Origin of the sequence: Pokkaliibacter plantistimulans (assembly GCF_003194385.1) — a bacterium.
GTDB classification, from domain to species: domain Bacteria; phylum Pseudomonadota; class Gammaproteobacteria; order Pseudomonadales; family Balneatricaceae; genus Pokkaliibacter; species Pokkaliibacter plantistimulans.
In genome coordinates this window covers 43,236-60,449 of sequence record NZ_LAPT01000055.1, presented here as the reverse complement: position 1 = coordinate 60,449, position 17,214 = coordinate 43,236, and the positions used below count along the sequence as shown (strand labels likewise).

The following is a 17,214-nucleotide window of genomic DNA, read 5'->3' as shown; positions in this document are numbered from 1 at the left end:
CGAAAAGAGCGGAGAAAGCGGCGTCTTGATTGCCTGAAGCAGCCGTCCGAAGGACTGTTTAACGCGGTGAGAGCAACCCGCGCAGATTGTGAAAATGTGATTACAACAGCCTGAAAAAGGTGTGCAGATGCCATGAACAAAGCCTCCCAGCTGCAAGATACCGCCATGCGCTACTTCCTCGAAGTGGCGCGCACCGGCTCCATCAGCGAGGCCTCAACCCGTCTCAATGTGGCGCCCAGCGCCATCAGCCGACAGATTGCCAGCCTTGAAGATTTACTCGGCACCGTGCTGTTTGAGCGCCGCCCGCGCGGCATGATGCTGAGCGCCGCCGGTGAACTGCTCGCCGCCCATGCCCGCAAGACCGCGCTGGAATCAGACCGGGTAGTGGCGGAAATCAAGGCGCTGGAGGGGCTGCATCGCGGCCATGTCAGAGTGTCGTGCTCGGAGGGCTTCGCCATGGAGTTCCTGCCCTTCAGCATTGCCGACTTCCGCCGTGAGCACGAAGGGATCCATTTTCATATCAACGTCAGCGCACCGGCGGAAGTATCGCGCCGCGTTCGCCATGGTGACGCCGATATCGGCATTACCTTCAGCCTCACCCCGGCCAAGGATATTCACGTCGCCTACCGCCAGCCCTCGCCGATCTACGCGGTGCTGCACCCGCAGCATCCGCTGGCCAGACGTAAGACGGTGTCACTGGCGCAACTGCAGCCCTACCCCATCGCCGTCCCCGAGCAGGACACCACCGTGCGCCAGCTGTTTGACATCTGCTGCAGCCGCCAGCGCCTGCTGTTTGAGCCCGCCCTGGTCAGTAACTACATGGCGGCCCTGAACCGCTTCTCCGCCTTTGACGGCGGCGTGTCACTGGCGGGCGAAATCTCCATGCGCCATATGATTGCCAGCGGTCAGGTCAGCGCCGTGCGTATTCGCGACCGTGGTATGGATGTGCGCAATATCGAAGTGCAAACCTTAAGCGGCCGCACCCTGCCCCACGCTGTTAAAGCCTTTCTGGATTATCTGATTACCCATATGCCGGGGAAGGAGGATGAGGGGAGTTAGGGGCCGAAATGGAAAAAGTATGCGAATACACTAACGCTGGCCATATTTATCATTTTCTAGTTGTGTTTCTTCATTATAGAAAAATCTTTTATTAGAATATTTACCAAAAATAAAAATCAAGAATACAAAATCTGAAAAAATCAAATTTGGAAAAATACAATATAACTTCCATTACTAGAGCCATGCCTTCTATAGAGGTGAAATATAATAAGTCGCATTCAGTCAAGAATAAAATGTAAGCACAGGGGGAATTACAACTACATGAACAACTTGGCATATTTCAGAAAAAAATTTAAAATCGCTCCTAAGGCAGATCTTCGTGACGTATTCGTGGCCGCCGATGCTATCTACGATGCAGAGCGCATTGCCATTGGCTACCTTGGGGAACTGGATCCCGCTGATAAAAAGTCGGGATTTCGAATTCATAGCCTTCTCAACCTTCTGGGACGAGTCTTTGAACATTCAGAGGGTATGCTTGTTGCCATGGCCACAGGATCTCCTGCAAGCGCTGAAGTACTTGCAAGGACCGTTGTTGAGGGCTCAATAAATGTTATGTACCTCGCAACATTCGGTACGTCGAGTACGCTCCTTCATTTTTTTCGCTCTTGGTTAAACGAACATGAGCGAAAGTTAAAGGAATGGAAGGGCGCAATTCAAAGCAAATCTTATGCAGAGAATATTTCTGTAATGATTAACGAGAGGAGTGAATTAATTCGCACGCTACACCTATACGTAGATCACATCGAAAGTCAATGTTCCATCGAACCAATCGAAAAAAATACAGAATGGCCAAAAGCACTCTTTTACCGTTTCGAGGCAATGGGCCGAAAGACGGACTACTACGAGAGTTACCACCGTCTAAGTGGCGCTAGTCACCTTACTGGTGAAGACACCTTACTTTGGCTTTTGGCTTTGGATGCATCTCCTTCCCAAAAGCACAAAATGGCTTCAGAAGCATGGGCCTACTCAACGATGATGACCCGCATTGCTTCCACGTTTTTCGTTGATGCGGTTGCTGCTTGTGTGATGGCTTACGGGAGACAAGATAACGGAGATTTACGAAAACAAAAAAGCTCCCTTGAGCAGGCTATACAGAGCATTGCCAAAGCAGCTGGCGTTCCACAGGTACCTTAGAAATGAGACTCAGCAATTCTGCTGCAAGTGAGAGCTCGCAAGCTGCTCTTTTGTCTTTCATTAGCGTTGCCATAATATAGAGCTTTCAGATGAGCATAGATAAAGATCCTCTACTTAAAAATCCTGACGATACTTTAACAAACGACGAACTACGAACTTTAATCAGGGAGCTTCAGAATAGATACCGAAATTTAATACTTGACAAGAAAAAAAGAGTGGGCAAGCTACGGGAGCAAAGAAAAGACATTGATAGAAAAAACAAAGCAATCGGAAAATTGAAGGCAGAGCTTAAAGAAAAGACAGAATCTAACAACCCAAGACTATGGAACTGCATAGTATCGGCTTTTAAAACGCGAAAAAGGTAAGAAAACATATAACAAGTTGCTTAAAATTTACTACAGCAGCAAAACAATGCAGCCTCCTCCAAATCGCTCAACCCAACACTTTTACCTGCTTAGCGGTGTCAAAAGCGAGGTTTGAGCGAAGTATTAATCATCAGAAAAAAGCAGTCCATTAATTAAAACCATGATTCAAAATCTAAAATAAAAATATTTGCTAACTCCAATTAGCAAGAATTACATCCAGTGCTCTGACAATCATCTCTCTTTGTTTTTTTCTTTTTATTCCTTTGGGTAATTTAGAAAACCAAAAGTGCCAATAGTGTTCAAGATCATGCCCTATTTCTCTTGTCGAGGGATGGGTCTTTTTTAAAAAATATTCCCTGCACATTTTCACTTGTTCAATACTGGAAAACTGAAAAGTGAAATTACACACATGAGCGAAATATACCCACTGTTTAAGCAAATTATCTTTAGGAACCTCTATTGAGATTCCGCCCTCATTCCGGGTAGACATGTAATCTCTATGCTTTCTTGGGTCAGCGACTTCTCTCCAAACTTGACTCATGTATCCCTCCTCCGTGTTCGAAAAACATTTTAGCCCACATTACAACACTATTACCGCTTCCTCTCCCCCAACCATTACCCTCAGAGTAACGATCTATCCTCAAGCTTGATTGATGCCCCTGCTCCGCAGGCCTAGGGTGTTGGAAAAAACAATAACCCTACTTGAGGACACACCATGCACGCCTCCATGGCTTCGCCAGTCAACTGGCAAACCCGGCGTCAGGAGAAGAACCGACGCCTGCAACGCCTCAGCGATCTGGCCAGTGGCCCGATTATCCCCACGGCCGATATTGTCACGGCGCTGGAACGTCTGATCTGCCCCGGTGACAAGGTGGTGCTGGAAGGCAACAACCAGAAGCAGGCGGACTTTCTCTCCCGCTCGCTGGCAGAGGTCAGCCCGGCAGTGGTTAACCATCTGCATCTGATCATGCCCAGCGTCGGCCGCCCTGAGCATCTCGATCTGTTCGAGAAAGGCATCGCCCGCAAGCTCGACTTCTCCTTCTCCGGCCCGCAAAGCCTGCGCATCGGCCAGCTGCTGGAAGATGATCTGCTGGAGATCGGCGCCATCCACACCTATATCGAGCTGTATGCCCGCCTGTTTGTCGATCTCAACCCGCAGGTGGCGCTGCTGGCAGGCTTCAAGGCGGATCGTCAGGGCAATATCTACACTGGCCCCAGCACCGAAGACACTCCGGCACTGGTGGAAGCGACCGCCTTCCGTGATGGCATCGTGATCTTTCAGGTCAACGAGATTGTCGATGATGTCAGCGATCTGCCGCGCGTCGATGTGCCCGCCTCCTGGGTCGACTTTATCGTACAGGCCGACAAGCCCTTCTTTATCGAGCCGCTGTTTACCCGTGACCCACGCCTGATCACTCCGCTGCATGTGCTGATGGGGATGATGGCCATTCGCGGTATCTATGCCCGCCATCAGGTGCAGTCGCTCAACCACGGCATCGGCTTCAATACCGCCGCCATCGAGCTGCTGTTACCCACCTACGGCGAGCAACTGGGGCTGAAAGGCAAGATCTGCCGCCACTGGACACTGAACCCCCATCCCACCCTGATCCCGGCCATTGAGTCAGGCTGGGTCGAGAGCGTGCACTGCTTCGGCACGGAACTGGGGATGGAAGACTATATCGCCGCCCGCCCGGATGTGTTTTTCACCGGCCGCGACGGCTCCATGCGCTCCAATCGCGCCTTCTGTCAGCTGGCCGGTCAGTACGCCGTCGATATGTTTATCGGCTCGACCCTGCAGGTGGATGGCGAAGGCCATTCCTCTACCGTCACCCGTGGCCGTCTGGCCGGATTTGGCGGCGCGCCGAACATGGGCCATGACCCCGGTGGCCGCCGTCATGCCTCCAAAGCCTGGCTGGATATGGTCACCGACAACTCGCTGCTGAGCAAAGGCCGCAAGCTGGTGGTGCAGATGGTGGAAACCTTTCAGGACAGCAACAAGCCCACCTTTGTGCAAGAGCTGGATGCGCTGGCCATGGCCCGTGATTATCAGATGCCACTGGCACCAGTGATGATCTATGCGCAGGACGTCACCCACGTGCTGACCGAAGACGGCATCGCCTACCTCTACAAGGCCAGCAGCTCGGATGAGCGCCGCGCCATGATTGCCGCCGTGGCCGGGATAACCCCCATTGGCTTGCAACAGGATGCGAAGGAAACCGCCCGCCTGCGTGAGGAAGGGCTGGTGGCCTACCCCGAAGATCTTGGTATTCGCCGTGCCGATGCCAGCCGCAATCTGCTGGCAGCCAAAAGCATCGGTGAGCTGCAAAACTGGTCCGGTGGCCTGTATCAGCCGCCCGCCAAATTCCGCAGCTGGTAAGGAGGCTGAGCGATGTCACTCCCCTCATTGCAGCCTGTCAGCAGGCTCACTCCCCATGACAGCGCCCGACAACTGGCCGCCAGCGCGCGCTGGGCGCTGGAACAGGAAGCCCTGCTCAGCCCCAAACCGGCACTGGTGGATCAGCGTGGTCAGGGCGTGCACAGCGATATGCATCTGCAGCTGATGCTGGATTCGGCACGCTGTCTGGAGCCCTATTTTGCGCAGATGGCCGCCGCCGCTCAGCACAGCGATAACCCACTGTATCTGCGGGCCCGGCTGGGTCTGCTGGGGCGTGAAGCGGAAGCGGCGATGCTGGCCACCACCGGCGGTGTAAACACACATCGGGGCGCGATCTGGGCACTGGGTCTGCTGACTGCCGCCGCCGCGCAACACAGCGCCGATGGCCTGATTACCCGCACTCACAGTGATCAGCTGCTGCACGGTGCCGCCCGTCTGGCCCGCTTACCTGACCCGGCGCTGCTGCATCAGCGCTCTGCCAGCAAGGGCAGCACGGCCTGCCAGCGCTATGCTGTCAGCGGTGCGCGGGAGCAGGCGCAGCAAGGCTTCCCGCAGATTCAGCAACAGGCATTGCCGCAGTTACGCAGCAGCCGTCAGCGCGGCGACAGCGAAACCATTGCCCGCCTCAATGCGCTGCTGGCGATCATGACTCACCTCAGTGATACCTGCGTGCTCTCGCGTGCAGGCATGGCCGGGTTGCGTACTCTGCAAACCGGCGCGCAGCAGGTGCTGGCGCTGGGAGGCTGTGGCGCACTGGCTGGCCGCCGGGCACTGCTGCAACTGGAACAGCAGCTGCTGGCACTGAACGCTTCCGCCGGAGGTGCCGCTGATCTGCTGGCCGCCACCCTGTTCGTCGACAGTCTCTGTGCAGATAACAACAACGATAAGGAGCAGTGATGGAAAACCTGCATTTTCAACGCCCTGCCCATACAGGCGTCAAACGCCGGGCCCTCGTCGGTTACGTCGGCTCCGGTGATCTTGAAGTGATGATCGAGCCCTGCACCACCGCACAGGCCGATATTCATATCCTCACCTCCAGCCCCAGCAGCGAAACGCGCTGGCGTCAGGTGCTGGAGCGCATCGAAGCGGTGCAGCCCTTCCCTGCCATGCGCATGGATATTCACGACTTCGCCGCTACTCCCGGTGTCATTCGTCTGCGCATTGAGCAGGCGCTGGAGCTGGCCCTGCAGGATCAGGAGGTGAGCCATGGCTGAGCCCGTCGCAACAGGATGGCAACCTGCCAACTTTATTGAACTCAGCGCCCGTGAACGGGTCGCCGCCCTGCTCGACCCCGGCAGTTTTACCGAACTGCTGGACCCCTTCGCCCGACTGACGTCACCTTGGTTGCCGAAACAAGGCATCGTCACCCAGTTTGATGACGGCGTGGTGATCGGCAAGGGGCGGCTGAATGGCCAGCCTGCCGTGGTGGCCGCCATCGAAGGTGCCTTTCAGGGCGGTAGCCTCGGTGAAGTGGCCGGGGCCAAGATAGCGGGTGCACTGGAGCTGGCGATTGAAGACAACCGTCAGGGTATTCCCACCTGCGCGGTACTGGTGCTGGAAACCGGCGGAGTGCGCCTGCAGGAGGCCAATCTGGGTTTGGCGGCTATTGCTGAAATCCATGCGGCAGTGGTGGAGCTGCGCCAGTATCAGCCCGTTATTGGCATCATTACCGGCCCGGTCGGCTGCTTTGGCGGCATGGGTATCGCAGCAGGCTTGTGCAGCTATCTGCTGATGACGCGGGAAGGCCGTCTGGGCCTGAATGGCCCGCAGGTCATCGAGCAGGAAGCCGGCGTGGCCGAATACGACTCCCGCGACCGCCCGTTTATCTGGAGCCTGACCGGTGGCGAGCAGCGCGTAGCCAGTACGCTGGTGGATGCCTTTGTCAGTGATGATGCTGATGCTGTGCGTGCTGCGACCCTCCGCCTGCTGCAACAGGGCCTGCCCGCCAGCCACCGCACTGACCGTGCCGACTCCATGCTGGCCGCCCTGCAGCAGCTCGACACCGACACCCAGATCAGCGCTTTGCAGGCCCGCACATTGCTGGCCTTCGCCCTGCAACAGCCTGCTGCTTCGGCACCGCAGCCAGAGGCAGGCCACCTGCACTGGGGCAGCAGCCGGGGTGAGCAATGGAGCCAGGCACTGATCGCAGCAACGGACTGGCGCTGCGCCGCCGTGCCCTCGGTGTGCTATGCCGATGGCGAGCTGGGCGGACGTGCCTGTCGTTTTATCCTTATCCGGCCTGACGCCAGCAATCACTTCCCCCGCGCCCGTCAGGGTGAAGTCGGCCTGCTGGAAGGCTGGGCGCTGGCCAGTCTGATTGAAGAGACGCAACGGGCTGACGCTGAACTGCCCGTCAAACGCGCACTGATCGCCATCGTCGATGTGCCCAGTCAGGCCTATGGCCGCCGCGAAGAAGCACTGGGTATCCATCAGGCGCTGGCCGCTGCCGCTGCTGCCTATGCCGGAGCACGGCTGGCTGGCCATCCGCTGCTGTCGCTGCTGGTCGGCAAGGCCATGTCGGGCGCCTTCCTCGCCCACGGTTATCAGGCCAACCGCATCTTCGCGCTGGATGACAGCAAGGTACTGATCCACGCCATGGGTAAGGCTTCAGCGGCACGGGTCACCCTGCGCAGTGAAGCCGAGCTGGATGAGCTGGCCGCCAGCATTCCGCCGATGGCCTACGACGTACACAGTTTCGCCAGCCTTGGGCTGATTGAAGGCCTGATTCCGGTGCAGCATGCCGACGACCCCGATAAAGCGGACATTGAGCGGGTTCGGCAGGCGCTGACGCAGGCTTTGCAGCAACTGCCTGCTGATGATCGCCATCTGCAGTGCCGCCTGCAGGGCGAACATCGCGGTGCCTCGCGGCAAGTCAGACAGTGCTTGCGCCAGAGCTGGCAGCCGGAGTCACACTGATGCAGCGTGCCGTCTCCGCTGGGCAGCCCGGCACAGCGCAGGAGAGTGACTGGACCGCGCATGACCTGCTGTGGGCGGCGCGCTCGGCACTACTGCCCGCCCCCCAGCCGGGAGCAGAAAGCATCACCCCTCTTCCTGCGTGGCTGGCACAGGTGCAGGGTCCGGTGGTGATCCGCCGGGACCAGCCTCCGTCGGCCAACCTGCTGCCCGTCGGAGTACGAGGTGCCAGCAAAGCTGAACGTTATGCCGCTTACCTGCCGCGTGCGGCAGTGCTGGAGCGCCTGACACCGGAGCAGCTGGTGAGCGAACAGCGCTGGTGCCGACACCCGCTGCGCCTGACGCATCCGGTATTGCGCATGCTCGATCAGCTTGCCGGGCGGGCGGCTGAGCTTGGCCTGCGCTGGGGCATTACCGGCAGTCTCGGTTATGAACTGGCCAGCGGACAGCCACTGCTGCATGACGACAGTGATCTGGATCTGCTGATCCGCACGCCTTCGCACATCAGCCCGGCACTGGCGCAAGAATGGCAGTCGCAGCTGCTCGGCCTGTCGCCACTGTGCCGGGTGGATATTCAGCTGGAAACGCCACTGGGCGCCGTCGCTCTGGCGGAGTGGGCAGCGCAAAGCGACAACCGGCCGGGCCCGGTATTGCGCCAAGGCATTTTGCTCAAGAGCAATGCTGGCCCGCAGCTGGTGACCGATCCCTGGCAGGCAAGGCCACACGCCTGCCCGGCCGAATCGGCAACGCCCGCAGAGACAAGCCCATGCTGACGGCGTTCACCTTCCCCGGTCAGGGTGCACAGCAACCGGGCATGCTGCAGGGCTGGCCGGATCATGGGGTGTTTCATCAGGTGCAGGAGGAGGCAGAAAGCCTGCTGGCGCAGCCTCTCAGCGATCTGGACAGCGCTGAAGCACTGCTGCACAGCCGTAATGTGCAACTGGCACTGCTGATCAGCGGGGTGGCCTGGGCGCGCTGGCTGCGTCATCAGGACATCACGGCCGATTACGTGATGGGCTTGTCCATTGGCGCCTATGCTGCAGCCGTCATCGCTGACAGCCTGAGTTTTGCCGATGCGATCAGGCTGGTCCGCCTGCGCGGCGAGCTGATGCAGCAGGCCTTTCCACAGGGGTACGGCATGCTGGCACTGGTCGGTGCCAGTCTGGATTGTGTCGAACGCAGTGTGGCGCAACTGCAGGCACAGCAGCAGCCCGTCTGGCTGGCCAATCTGAATGCAGGGAACCAGTGGGTACTGGCCGGTCGCTCTGACGCCCTGCAGGCCGCGGCAACACTGGTACAGCAGCAGGAAAGCTGCGCCGCCCGCCTGCTGGAAGTCAGTGTGCCATCTCACTGCCCGCTGCTGCAGGAGCCTGCAGCAGCGTTGCAACATGCCGTGGCCAGCGTCGAATTCAGCCCGCCGCGCTGCGCCTATATCAGCGCGGCACGGGCCAGAGTTATCCGCAAGGCGGAGGACATCGCTGATGATCTGGCCTGGAATATGGCCCGGCAGGTAAGGTGGCATGCTGCCAGCCAGATGCTGGTGGAACGTGGCATCGAACGGGTGCTGGAAATGCCGCCGGGCGCCACGCTGACCAGCCTGTTCAGGCGTCTGCTGCCACAGGGTCAGTGCCTTGCTGTCAGCAGCCAGCACGGCTTTCGGGCGGAGAACTGAAGACGAGCAGAAGAGAACTGAAGAGCACTGAAAAGAACCAAAGAGCACTGAGATGTACGGGTATGAGCGGGATAGCCTCCCCCTGACGATGAGGACCACAAAGCAACGAAAACTGCAGTACCGCCTTTTTAATCTGAAAAGGTAAAGCAAGACCGTAAACGCGTTCTAACAGGCAATAAAAACAATAGCCAAGCTGGAGACACACCATGATCATTTACGGAGTCGCACTACTGTCCATCTGTACCCTGGCGGGTATCTATATCGGTCAACTACTCGGTATTGCCATCGGCGTACCGGCCAACGTCGGCGGCGTCGGGATCGCCATGATCCTGCTGATCTTTGCCGGCACCTATCTGCAAAAGCGCGGTTTGATGAACCCCAAGACGGAACAGGGCATCGAGTTCTGGAGCGCGGTGTATATCCCCGTGGTGGTCGCCATGGCCGCCCAGCAAAATGTGTACGGCGCACTGAGCGGCGGCCCGATGGCCATTACCGCCGGGGTGGTGGCCGTGATTGCGGGGTTCGCGCTGGTACCACTGCTCGACAAAATGGGAAAGCCCGTCGCCACCGCTAACAGCGTCAAAGCCGAATCTGCCACTTCTCAAGCCTAAGGTGCCGCCATGTACGAAGCTCTGCAAAAAGTCATCAGCAGTTACGGTCTGGTCAGTGGCTTTGCCGTGATCGGTGCCACCATGTGGCTGTCCTACTGGATTTCCCAACGCTTTACCCAAGGCCGCCTGCACGGCTCCGCCATCGCTATTTTTCTTGGCTTGCTGCTGGCCTACTTCGGTGGCCTGTTTACCGGCGGTAAGAAGGGGCTGGTGGATATTTCCGTGCTGTCCGGCATTGGTCTGATGGGGGGTGCGATGCTGCGCGATTTCGCCATTGTCGCCACGGCCTTCGGGGTGAACATCGATGAGCTGAAACGCGCAGGTGTGCCCGGCGTGATTTCCCTGCTGTTCGGGATTGGCTCCTCGTTCGTCGCCGGTGTGGTGGTGGCGCTGGCCTTTGGCTATACCGATGCGGTCAGCCTGACCACCATCGGCGCAGGTGCCGTGACCTACATCGTCGGCCCGGTCACGGGGGCGGCCATTGGTGCCAGCTCCGAGGTGATGGCGCTCTCCATCGCAGCCGGTCTGGTCAAAGCCATTCTGGTGATGATCGCCACGCCCTTTGTTGCGCCCTATATCGGCCTTAACAACCCGCGTACCGCTGTTATCTTCGGCGGCCTGATGGGCACGTCCAGCGGTGTCGCCGCAGGCCTTGCCGCCACCGATCCCAAACTGGTGCCTTACGGCTGCCTCACCGCGGCGTTCTACACCGCCCTTGGCTGCCTGCTTGGCCCGTCACTCCTGTTCTTTATCGTCCGCGGCATTGCCGCCTGATTTACCCGCGTCATAGCGTTTGCCCCGTCCTGAGGACGGGGCTTTTTGGTAAGAGTGGAAGTGAGTGTGGATCACTGCTTTACCAACAAACGCTGCATAAAAACACTCAACGGATGATCAGGATAATCCCCAAAGGGCGCACAGCGTGCATACCCCTGCCTGCTGTAAAACGCCAACGCTTCGGTCTGATACGGACCGGTCTCCAGCATCAGCAAGGTGCAGTCACGATCCAGCGCGGCTGCTTCCAGCGTTTCGATAATCTGCCGCGCCGTGCCCTGCCCCCTTACGGCGGAACGGACATACATCCGTTTGATTTCGCCGAAGCCCTGTTGCAACACCACCGCACCACAACCAAGCGCCGCACCTTCATCATTGCGTGCCACGGCGAATATCACGTTGGGCTGCTGCAGGGAGGAGAGATCAAGGGCGTAGCGTGCTTCGGGCGGGTAGAGCGTGTCCTGATAGGCATCCAGCTCGCTGATCAGGGCGATAACATCGGGTTGATTAGGGGATTCGAGCGCAACATGCATGATGGGATTCCATTACCAGTGGGAAAGTCAGGCAGCCACTGTTGGCCACCGCGCTTCTATCAATAGCCGAAAAGGATGGCCTACACACCCTGCTTCTCCTGCAGATACTGCCGGGCATAAGCCCGACACTCGGCGATACAGTGCAGGATACGCGGATCGCGCTCACGGCTGGCCAGACACACCATGGCAATATGCTGCTGCATCCGGCACGGGTCCTTGAGGGGAATCAGCTGAATCTTGTTTTCAAACACCGCCTCTACGCGCCCCGGTAACAGGGCATAACCCATCCCGGCGCTGACCATGCTGATCAGCGAGAAAATATCACTGACCTGCATGACCACATTGGGAGTAAACCCGGCCCGCTCAAAGGCACGAAAGCTGTCGGTGTAGGTGGCAAACCCCTGCGTCAGGGTGACGAAGGTGGCATCTTTCAGCTCGGGCAGCCCCACCTCCTGACTGTCGGCATAGGGTGATCCCAGCGGCGCAGCGAGAAAGATGTCATCACTGAATAGCGGCAGCGCCAGACAGTCCGGCTCGCTGAAATCACGGTCCAGCGACACCAGAATGGCATCCAGCTCCAGTGAACGCAGTTTACGGAACAGCACCTGATTGGAATCGAGGGTCAGCTCGATATTGAGATCGCCCTTGCGTAACTTGAGGCCGGCAATCAGCTTGGGCACCGTCGCCAGCGTCAGGGAATACAGCGCTCCCAGTTTGAACTGATTGGAGTGGATACCTGCTGTCTCGCGGGTCGCCTTGACGGCTTCTTCCAGCGCAGCCAGCACCTGTCGCCCCTGCTCCTCCAGCACCCGGGCACTGGGCAGCGGTGTCAGCAGGCGCCCTTCCTGCCGGAACAGCGGACACTTCAGCCCTTCCTCCAGCGAGTGAATGGCACGATGGATACTAACGGTGCTCATCCCCAGCGCCGATGCTGCCTCCGCCAACGTGCCGGTCTGCATAAAGGTTAGAAAGACTTCCAGCTTTTTCAGGGTGATAGCGTCATCGAGCATGAGGGTTCCTGTTGTTTTTATGGTGGCCTACTGCAAAGTGCAGTTCACTCAAGTGCCAGGCGAAAGTCACAGAGTACAAATATTCGTAGTGCTGAAACACTCTTATGACATGACAAACAACCTTGGATAAGGCTTGATCTCCCCCTGCAGCAGCAATATGGAGAGCTGATCAGCGCTCTGGTTGCTGACCCCGAGTAACGGCTTTCTCAAGACCAAACGAACCCTAAGGAAACCTCATGTCCGATTTCTACACTATCCCGGTCAACACCATCAAAGGTGAAGCAACAACGCTGGAAAGCTACAAAGGCAAAGTGCTGCTGGTGGTGAATGTGGCCTCCAAGTGTGGCCTGACCAAACAGTACGAAGGGCTGGAGAAGCTCTACAAGACCTATCAGGAACGCGGTTTTGAGGTGCTGGGCTTCCCCGCCAATGACTTCAAGGGACAGGAGCCGGGCACTGACGAGGAAATCCAGCAGTTCTGCACTTCCACCTACGATGTAACCTTTCCCATGTTCAGCAAGATCGTAGTGACGGGGGCAGACAAGCATCCGCTGTATGCCCATCTGACCAGCGCTGAACCCACCACTGTCCAGCGTGAAGCCATGGAAACCATGCTGCGCGGTTATCAGATCGAGCCGACTGCGGCCCCTGAAGTGGTGTGGAATTTCGAGAAGTTCGTAATTGGCCGTGATGGCCAGATCGCGGCCCGTCTGGCACCCGGTATCACCCCGGATTCCGCCGCCATCTCTGAGGCGGTCGAGGCTGAGCTGGCCAAGGCGTGATCCCTGATCAGCCTTGCTGAATAAACTAAGGGCCGAATTATCCGGCCCTTGGTTTTTATGTACCCATTAACAGTTTTTCACCCATTAACAGTTTATGTGTAACCGTTAAAACGTTGTTGTGTACCGGTTAAAACGCGGCCTGCAGCCCCAGAAAAATAACGGCGCTGAGTATCGCTGCTGCAGGCAGGGTGATGATCCAGGCCAGAGCGATAGGTTTCATCATGCCCCAGTTGGTCTGGTGATTGACCAGACCAATACCCAGTACGGCACCGATCAGGATATGAGTGCTGGATACCGGAATGCCGAAGGTGGACGCCAGCAGCACCACAATGGCCGCCCCCAGCTCCGCCGAGAAGCCTGATGCGGGATGCATCTTGGTCAGGTTATGACCAACGGTGGCGATCACTTCCTTACCGATAAACCAGAGCCCGACAATCAGTGCGACACCGAACGTCAGCATCGCCGCAGGAGGGACCGCTGCCTGTGAGCCGACTTCGCCGGTACGCAGCACATCCATGATGGCAGCAAAGGGGCCGATAGCGTTGGCGATATCATTGGCACCGTGGCTGAACGCAAAGCCCGAGGCGGTAAACACCTGCATCCAGCTGAACAGCAGGAAGGTAGAAGTATCCAGCGACTTGCCCTTCAGGGTGCGGGTAAAGATATACACCACCATCCACACTGCTGCCGCGACCATCAGCATGATCAGCACGTTGTCGATGGTCGACAGGCCCAGATGCATGTTCTTCAGGCCTTTGAAGATCAGCATGGCAGAGATGATCATCACCCCCAGCGCGGCCACCGCAGGGACGTACATTTCCAGCGCCTGATTGGCACGCACATCGCCTTTCTGGCTTTCCAGCTCATGCTGCTTGCGGTAGTAGTCCGTCTCAAACTCGGCCGGGTCGAAGTCATCGTCTTCCCGTGCATGGGCATCACGCGCCATGGCCGAGGTGTAGGCAATCTGCTGAATCTCGCTCATGCGCTCGAAGGCTTTCTTGTGCTCCTTCTTCAGCTCTTTCTTCTGCAGTTTGATATTTTTCAGCTGCCGGTCAGCATCGTCGTTGTAGTTGAGAATGTGCTTCTTGATCAGGTAGAACAGCGCGTAGGCCACTGCGCCGCCCAGCACCGGTGAGATCACCCAGGACAGGGCAATCGTGCCGATCTTGCCCCACTGCACCAAGGCCAGCGCCGAGTCAGTGCCGCTCAGCAGAATCCCCAGCGTAATGGAGCTGCCGACGATACCGCCGACGATGGAATGGGTCGTGGAAACCGGGTAGCCCTTTTTGGTGGCAAACAGCAGCCACAGTGCCGCGGCCAGCAAGGCCGACATCATGATGTAGACAAACTGCATGGGGGCGATGGTCATCCGTGACAGATCGACGATACCGTCACGAATGGTCTTGGTGACTTCACCACCGGCAATCATCGCGCCGCTGACCTCGAAAATGGCCGCAATCACCAGCGCCTGTTTGATGCTGAGCGTGCCGGCACCGACGCTGGTACCAAAGGAGTTGGCGACATCGTTGCCGCCAATATTGAACGCCATGAACAGCCCGAACAGGCAGGCAAGAACGAAGATCAGGGGAGCGTTGTGCTGGGTATAACCCAGGCCCCAGTTGAGAAAATACAGGGTGGTGATCAGAAACAGCGCGGCGAAGAACCAGCTGATACGAGAGATCCCGCCCACCCCTCCTGATGGCATAGCACCCGATGTGTTTTCCATATGTGCCATCTGACTATCCATCCTCTGTGCCAAGTCATGTGGAGACCTGAGCGTACGAAGGGCGGATGACTGCGCTGTGACACTTTGATACCAGTTTTCCTACAATTTTCCCTGCTATGGCAGCTCGCTATGGTTTGCTGGCCAGCAGCTCACGATGGGCAAGATAGAAGTAGGCCACGGCCCAGAGTGGCCAGCCATGGAGCAGAATCCGCACACGCACGTTACCGCCAGACAGCAGCATCAGTGCAATGCAACTGAACAGCAGTAAGCCCATTCCGATTCTTGCGGTTTTCGGCTTGAGCAGCTGGCGTTGCTGGTTGACGGAAAAGTACAAAAGCCAGAGTGCACAAAGGCCACTCCAGCCCGTTACAAAGACCACCAGTACCGCCATCGCCGCATACAGCGATGACTGGTGCTGATAGGCTCCCAGCTCAAAGCCAATCCCTGTCATCGACAGATACAGGGCGATCAGCGTGCTCGGCACCATCACCACCAGGCCGACAAAACGATGAACACCCCGGCGCAGCGCGGTTGAGATATCCATCACTGACGGTGCTCCAGCAGTTCCCGCAAGGCAGTCGGTAACAGCTGGCGGGCACGCTGAGTCAGCGCCTGTTCCTGCGTTTGCCAGAGTACACCGAGGTAGATCACCAGCAGGCCGATGGCGGTCAGGGCGACGGGAAACAGCCAGCTGTCTTCAAACACATCCTGCGCCAGATGCCCCAGGTACAGACAGGCACCAATAGCCCCAAAGACCACAAACACCCGGCGCATCAGCACCACTCCGACAACGATCATCAGCAGGTTGATACAGCAGTAAATAAACTTGTTCAGTTCACTGTCGGAATGCTGCAGCGTCATGCCGCCCCAAAATGCCATCACGCCAAACAGGTAGATCCAGAACGCATAGTCGGCACTGAAGCGTGAACGGATATCCACCCACAGCGCCAGCCCGATCATCAGCGCACCGCAATAAAGCGACACCAGCTTGCGCAGCTCCCACGAATAGTCCCCACCGTTAAGCATGGTGGTCAGGTCCATGGACATGTACCAGAGGGTGACGGCAATCGGCATCACCAGAAAAGGATAACGGTAGCGCCACAGCACCATGCACCCCACCGCCAGCGTTCCCAGCTCCATATACAGCCAGTGCCAGCGAATATAGCGATGGTAATCGCGGTAAGGTGAGTCATCAGGCCAGACCCCCAGTGCCTGCTGCAGGCCATAGATGGCCAGCGGCGTCAGGGCAACAGCGAAGGTGGCGCAAATGCCCGCCGGTATCATCAGCCCCCTGTCGGCAAAATGGCGGGAAAACCACAGGCCCACTCCGGCATACAGCAACGAAATAAAGAACACCCCCCAGCCACCGAACTCCTCCCAGCCGAGGTTCATAAACAGCGTCATGGCGCCGATGGCGATCATGCCGCCGAGATAATACAGCACATGGGTAAAGTCGAATTGCGGCGTATTGGCATGCTGGCTACGCCAGAACCCCCATAACCGCTCGGCCTGATCAGCACTGATAATCTGCTGTTCAACGGCCTGATCCAGTGACTTTCTGGTCAGTTTCATCCGTGTAACTCCTGTTCGGGCAAGCGATCTTGCTTGCCCCACCATCGGGTATGCTCGCTCCGCCGCACTCTTATACTGGCGCCAGAGGGGCATGGGGTAACGCAGGCAGGCTAATCGCAATACTATCCCCCGCCTGCACCGGTCCGCCATGCAGCACAACACCCATGACACCGGCGCGCCGGATCAGCTGACCATGCTCATCCCGATCCAGTACTGCAGCGGTCAGCCCCTGCTGATAGCGGTCAAGCTGAGCACAGGGGTTGCGTAATCCCGTCACCTCGATGCGCACCGTTTCCCCGATTGTCAGCACACTGCCAGTGGGCAGCGCCAGCAGATCAAGACCACAGGTCGTGATATTTTCGCCCATGGTCCCCGCTTCGACCGCAAACCCTCTGCCCTGCAGCTCTTCGATCAGCTCCTGCTGGATCAGATGAACCTGGCGCAAATTAGGCTGATTGGGATCTTTGGCGACGCGGGAGCGATGCTGTACGGTGACGCCGCGATGGGCATCGCCCACCACCCCTTCGCCCTTGATCAGCTCAATCTGACGGGCGGGCTGTTTGGAAAATGTGTGCTGCTCTGAACAGCTGACTGCGACTACCTGTGCCATGGAGTTTCCTTTTCCCTGATGTGTGATGGCCTGTTACAGACCATCGCGATCGCTGTCGGCA

General features: G+C 57.8%; 19 protein-coding genes. 12 read left to right on the top strand and 7 right to left on the bottom strand.

Translation table 11 applies throughout. The features are described from left to right. The first annotated feature begins 132 nt into the window (after nt 1–132). The 3 genes from WH50_RS12370 to WH50_RS12360 all read left to right on the top strand — a co-directional run bounded on the left by WH50_RS12370 (nt 133) and on the right by WH50_RS12360 (nt 2,558). On the top strand, nt 133–1,059 hold the full coding sequence (locus WH50_RS12370) for a LysR family transcriptional regulator (protein ID WP_104151655.1): 927 nt from the start codon (nt 133–135) through the stop codon (nt 1,057–1,059). A 261-nt stretch (nt 1,060–1,320) separates the two neighbouring features. Then, a complete protein-coding gene (locus WH50_RS12365; RefSeq protein WP_110187583.1) occupies nt 1,321–2,193 on the top strand; it encodes a DUF5677 domain-containing protein in 873 nt (290 codons plus the stop codon). A gap of 89 nt (nt 2,194–2,282) precedes the next feature. Then, the gene (locus WH50_RS12360; RefSeq protein WP_110187582.1) at nt 2,283–2,558 is read left to right on the top strand and encodes a hypothetical protein; all 276 of its coding nucleotides are present in this window, start codon (nt 2,283–2,285) and stop codon (nt 2,556–2,558) included. 190 nt (nt 2,559–2,748) lie between these two features. On the opposite strand, the gene WH50_RS12355 is transcribed toward WH50_RS12360, so the two are convergent. Next, nucleotides 2,749–3,099: a hypothetical protein gene (locus WH50_RS12355; protein ID WP_110187581.1), complete on the bottom strand. Its 351-nt coding sequence runs from the start codon at nt 3,097–3,099 to the stop codon at nt 2,749–2,751. A gap of 174 nt (nt 3,100–3,273) precedes the next feature. Here WH50_RS12355 and mdcA point away from each other — a divergent pair, with 174 nt between their 5' ends. The 8 genes from mdcA to madM all read left to right on the top strand — a co-directional run bounded on the left by mdcA (nt 3,274) and on the right by madM (nt 10,923). Then, on the top strand, nt 3,274–4,935 hold the full coding sequence (gene mdcA, locus WH50_RS12350; RefSeq protein WP_110187580.1) for a malonate decarboxylase subunit alpha: 1,662 nt from the start codon (nt 3,274–3,276) through the stop codon (nt 4,933–4,935). Nucleotides 4,936–4,947: 12 nt separating this feature from the next. Further along, complete coding sequence (locus tag WH50_RS12345) at nt 4,948–5,850, top strand: triphosphoribosyl-dephospho-CoA synthase (RefSeq protein WP_110187579.1); 903 nt, start codon at nt 4,948–4,950, stop codon at nt 5,848–5,850. Then, on the top strand, nt 5,850–6,167 hold the full coding sequence (gene mdcC, locus WH50_RS12340; RefSeq protein ID WP_104151648.1) for a malonate decarboxylase acyl carrier protein: 318 nt from the start codon (nt 5,850–5,852) through the stop codon (nt 6,165–6,167). Before WH50_RS12345 ends, mdcC begins: the two co-directional genes overlap by 1 nt. Further along, nucleotides 6,160–7,869 carry a biotin-independent malonate decarboxylase subunit beta gene (locus WH50_RS12335; RefSeq protein ID WP_110187578.1) on the top strand — a complete coding sequence of 570 codons (1,710 nt, stop codon included), beginning with the start codon at nt 6,160–6,162 and terminating at the stop codon, nt 7,867–7,869. The genes mdcC and WH50_RS12335 overlap by 8 nt, the downstream gene beginning before the upstream one ends. Then, complete coding sequence (locus WH50_RS12330) at nt 7,869–8,639, top strand: malonate decarboxylase holo-ACP synthase (RefSeq protein WP_110187577.1); 771 nt, start codon at nt 7,869–7,871, stop codon at nt 8,637–8,639. Before WH50_RS12335 ends, WH50_RS12330 begins: the two co-directional genes overlap by 1 nt. Next, a complete protein-coding gene (locus WH50_RS12325; protein ID WP_110187576.1) occupies nt 8,633–9,538 on the top strand; it encodes an ACP S-malonyltransferase in 906 nt (301 codons plus the stop codon). Before WH50_RS12330 ends, WH50_RS12325 begins: the two co-directional genes overlap by 7 nt. 206 nt (nt 9,539–9,744) lie before the next feature. Further along, nucleotides 9,745–10,149, top strand: coding sequence for a malonate transporter subunit MadL (gene madL / locus WH50_RS12320; protein ID WP_110187575.1), 405 nt, complete (start codon nt 9,745–9,747; stop codon nt 10,147–10,149). A gap of 9 nt (nt 10,150–10,158) precedes the next feature. Next, entirely contained in the window at nt 10,159–10,923 is a 765-nt protein-coding gene (gene madM / locus WH50_RS12315) for a malonate transporter subunit MadM (protein WP_110187574.1), read from the top strand. Nucleotides 10,924–10,994: 71 nt separating this feature from the next. On the opposite strand, the gene WH50_RS12310 is transcribed toward madM, so the two are convergent. Together WH50_RS12310 and WH50_RS12305 are read right to left on the bottom strand one after the other, a co-directional pair. After that, nucleotides 10,995–11,453, bottom strand: coding sequence for a GNAT family N-acetyltransferase (locus tag WH50_RS12310; protein ID WP_110187573.1), 459 nt, complete (start codon nt 11,451–11,453; stop codon nt 10,995–10,997). A gap of 80 nt (nt 11,454–11,533) precedes the next feature. Beyond that, entirely contained in the window at nt 11,534–12,463 is a 930-nt protein-coding gene (locus WH50_RS12305) for a LysR family transcriptional regulator (protein WP_104151641.1), read from the bottom strand. 236 nt (nt 12,464–12,699) lie between these two features. On the opposite strand from WH50_RS12305, the gene WH50_RS12300 reads away from it, so the two are divergent. Continuing rightward, the gene (locus WH50_RS12300; RefSeq protein WP_110187572.1) at nt 12,700–13,245 is read left to right on the top strand and encodes a glutathione peroxidase; all 546 of its coding nucleotides are present in this window, start codon (nt 12,700–12,702) and stop codon (nt 13,243–13,245) included. 127 nt (nt 13,246–13,372) lie between these two features. Here WH50_RS12300 and WH50_RS12295 read toward each other — a convergent pair whose 3' ends face one another. The 4 genes from WH50_RS12295 to WH50_RS12280 form a co-directional block, all read right to left on the bottom strand. Beyond that, nucleotides 13,373–14,980: an inorganic phosphate transporter gene (locus WH50_RS12295; RefSeq protein ID WP_207780284.1), complete on the bottom strand. Its 1,608-nt coding sequence runs from the start codon at nt 14,978–14,980 to the stop codon at nt 13,373–13,375. Nucleotides 14,981–15,098: 118 nt separating this feature from the next. Beyond that, entirely contained in the window at nt 15,099–15,515 is a 417-nt protein-coding gene (locus WH50_RS12290; protein WP_110187571.1) for a hypothetical protein, read from the bottom strand. Beyond that, on the bottom strand, nt 15,515–16,543 hold the full coding sequence (locus WH50_RS12285; protein WP_110187570.1) for a DUF2157 domain-containing protein: 1,029 nt from the start codon (nt 16,541–16,543) through the stop codon (nt 15,515–15,517). Before WH50_RS12285 ends, WH50_RS12290 begins: the two co-directional genes overlap by 1 nt. A gap of 70 nt (nt 16,544–16,613) precedes the next feature. Beyond that, nucleotides 16,614–17,153, bottom strand: a complete 540-nt coding sequence (locus tag WH50_RS12280; protein WP_110187569.1) for an MOSC domain-containing protein — start codon at nt 17,151–17,153, stop codon at nt 16,614–16,616. Between the last annotated feature and the right edge of the window lie 61 nt (nt 17,154–17,214).

Bases quoted from the DNA above. Each gene is read 5' to 3' on its own strand.
- WH50_RS12370 (WP_104151655.1), top strand. From the start codon at position 133: ATGAACAAAGCCTCCCAGCTGCAAGATACCGCCATGCGCTACTTCCTC.
- WH50_RS12365 (WP_110187583.1), top strand. From the start codon at position 1,321: ATGAACAACTTGGCATATTTCAGAAAAAAATTTAAAATCGCTCCTAAG.
- WH50_RS12360 (WP_110187582.1), top strand. From the start codon at position 2,283: ATGAGCATAGATAAAGATCCTCTACTTAAAAATCCTGACGATACTTTA.
- WH50_RS12355 (WP_110187581.1), bottom strand. From the start codon at position 3,099: ATGAGTCAAGTTTGGAGAGAAGTCGCTGACCCAAGAAAGCATAGAGAT.
- mdcA (WP_110187580.1), top strand. From the start codon at position 3,274: ATGCACGCCTCCATGGCTTCGCCAGTCAACTGGCAAACCCGGCGTCAG.
- WH50_RS12345 (WP_110187579.1), top strand. From the start codon at position 4,948: ATGTCACTCCCCTCATTGCAGCCTGTCAGCAGGCTCACTCCCCATGAC.
- mdcC (WP_104151648.1), top strand. From the start codon at position 5,850: ATGGAAAACCTGCATTTTCAACGCCCTGCCCATACAGGCGTCAAACGC.
- WH50_RS12335 (WP_110187578.1), top strand. From the start codon at position 6,160: ATGGCTGAGCCCGTCGCAACAGGATGGCAACCTGCCAACTTTATTGAA.
- WH50_RS12330 (WP_110187577.1), top strand. From the start codon at position 7,869: ATGCAGCGTGCCGTCTCCGCTGGGCAGCCCGGCACAGCGCAGGAGAGT.
- WH50_RS12325 (WP_110187576.1), top strand. From the start codon at position 8,633: ATGCTGACGGCGTTCACCTTCCCCGGTCAGGGTGCACAGCAACCGGGC.
- madL (WP_110187575.1), top strand. From the start codon at position 9,745: ATGATCATTTACGGAGTCGCACTACTGTCCATCTGTACCCTGGCGGGT.
- madM (WP_110187574.1), top strand. From the start codon at position 10,159: ATGTACGAAGCTCTGCAAAAAGTCATCAGCAGTTACGGTCTGGTCAGT.
- WH50_RS12310 (WP_110187573.1), bottom strand. From the start codon at position 11,453: ATGCATGTTGCGCTCGAATCCCCTAATCAACCCGATGTTATCGCCCTG.
- WH50_RS12305 (WP_104151641.1), bottom strand. From the start codon at position 12,463: ATGCTCGATGACGCTATCACCCTGAAAAAGCTGGAAGTCTTTCTAACC.
- WH50_RS12300 (WP_110187572.1), top strand. From the start codon at position 12,700: ATGTCCGATTTCTACACTATCCCGGTCAACACCATCAAAGGTGAAGCA.
- WH50_RS12295 (WP_207780284.1), bottom strand. From the start codon at position 14,980: ATGGCACATATGGAAAACACATCGGGTGCTATGCCATCAGGAGGGGTG.
- WH50_RS12290 (WP_110187571.1), bottom strand. From the start codon at position 15,515: ATGGATATCTCAACCGCGCTGCGCCGGGGTGTTCATCGTTTTGTCGGC.
- WH50_RS12285 (WP_110187570.1), bottom strand. From the start codon at position 16,543: ATGAAACTGACCAGAAAGTCACTGGATCAGGCCGTTGAACAGCAGATT.
- WH50_RS12280 (WP_110187569.1), bottom strand. From the start codon at position 17,153: ATGGCACAGGTAGTCGCAGTCAGCTGTTCAGAGCAGCACACATTTTCC.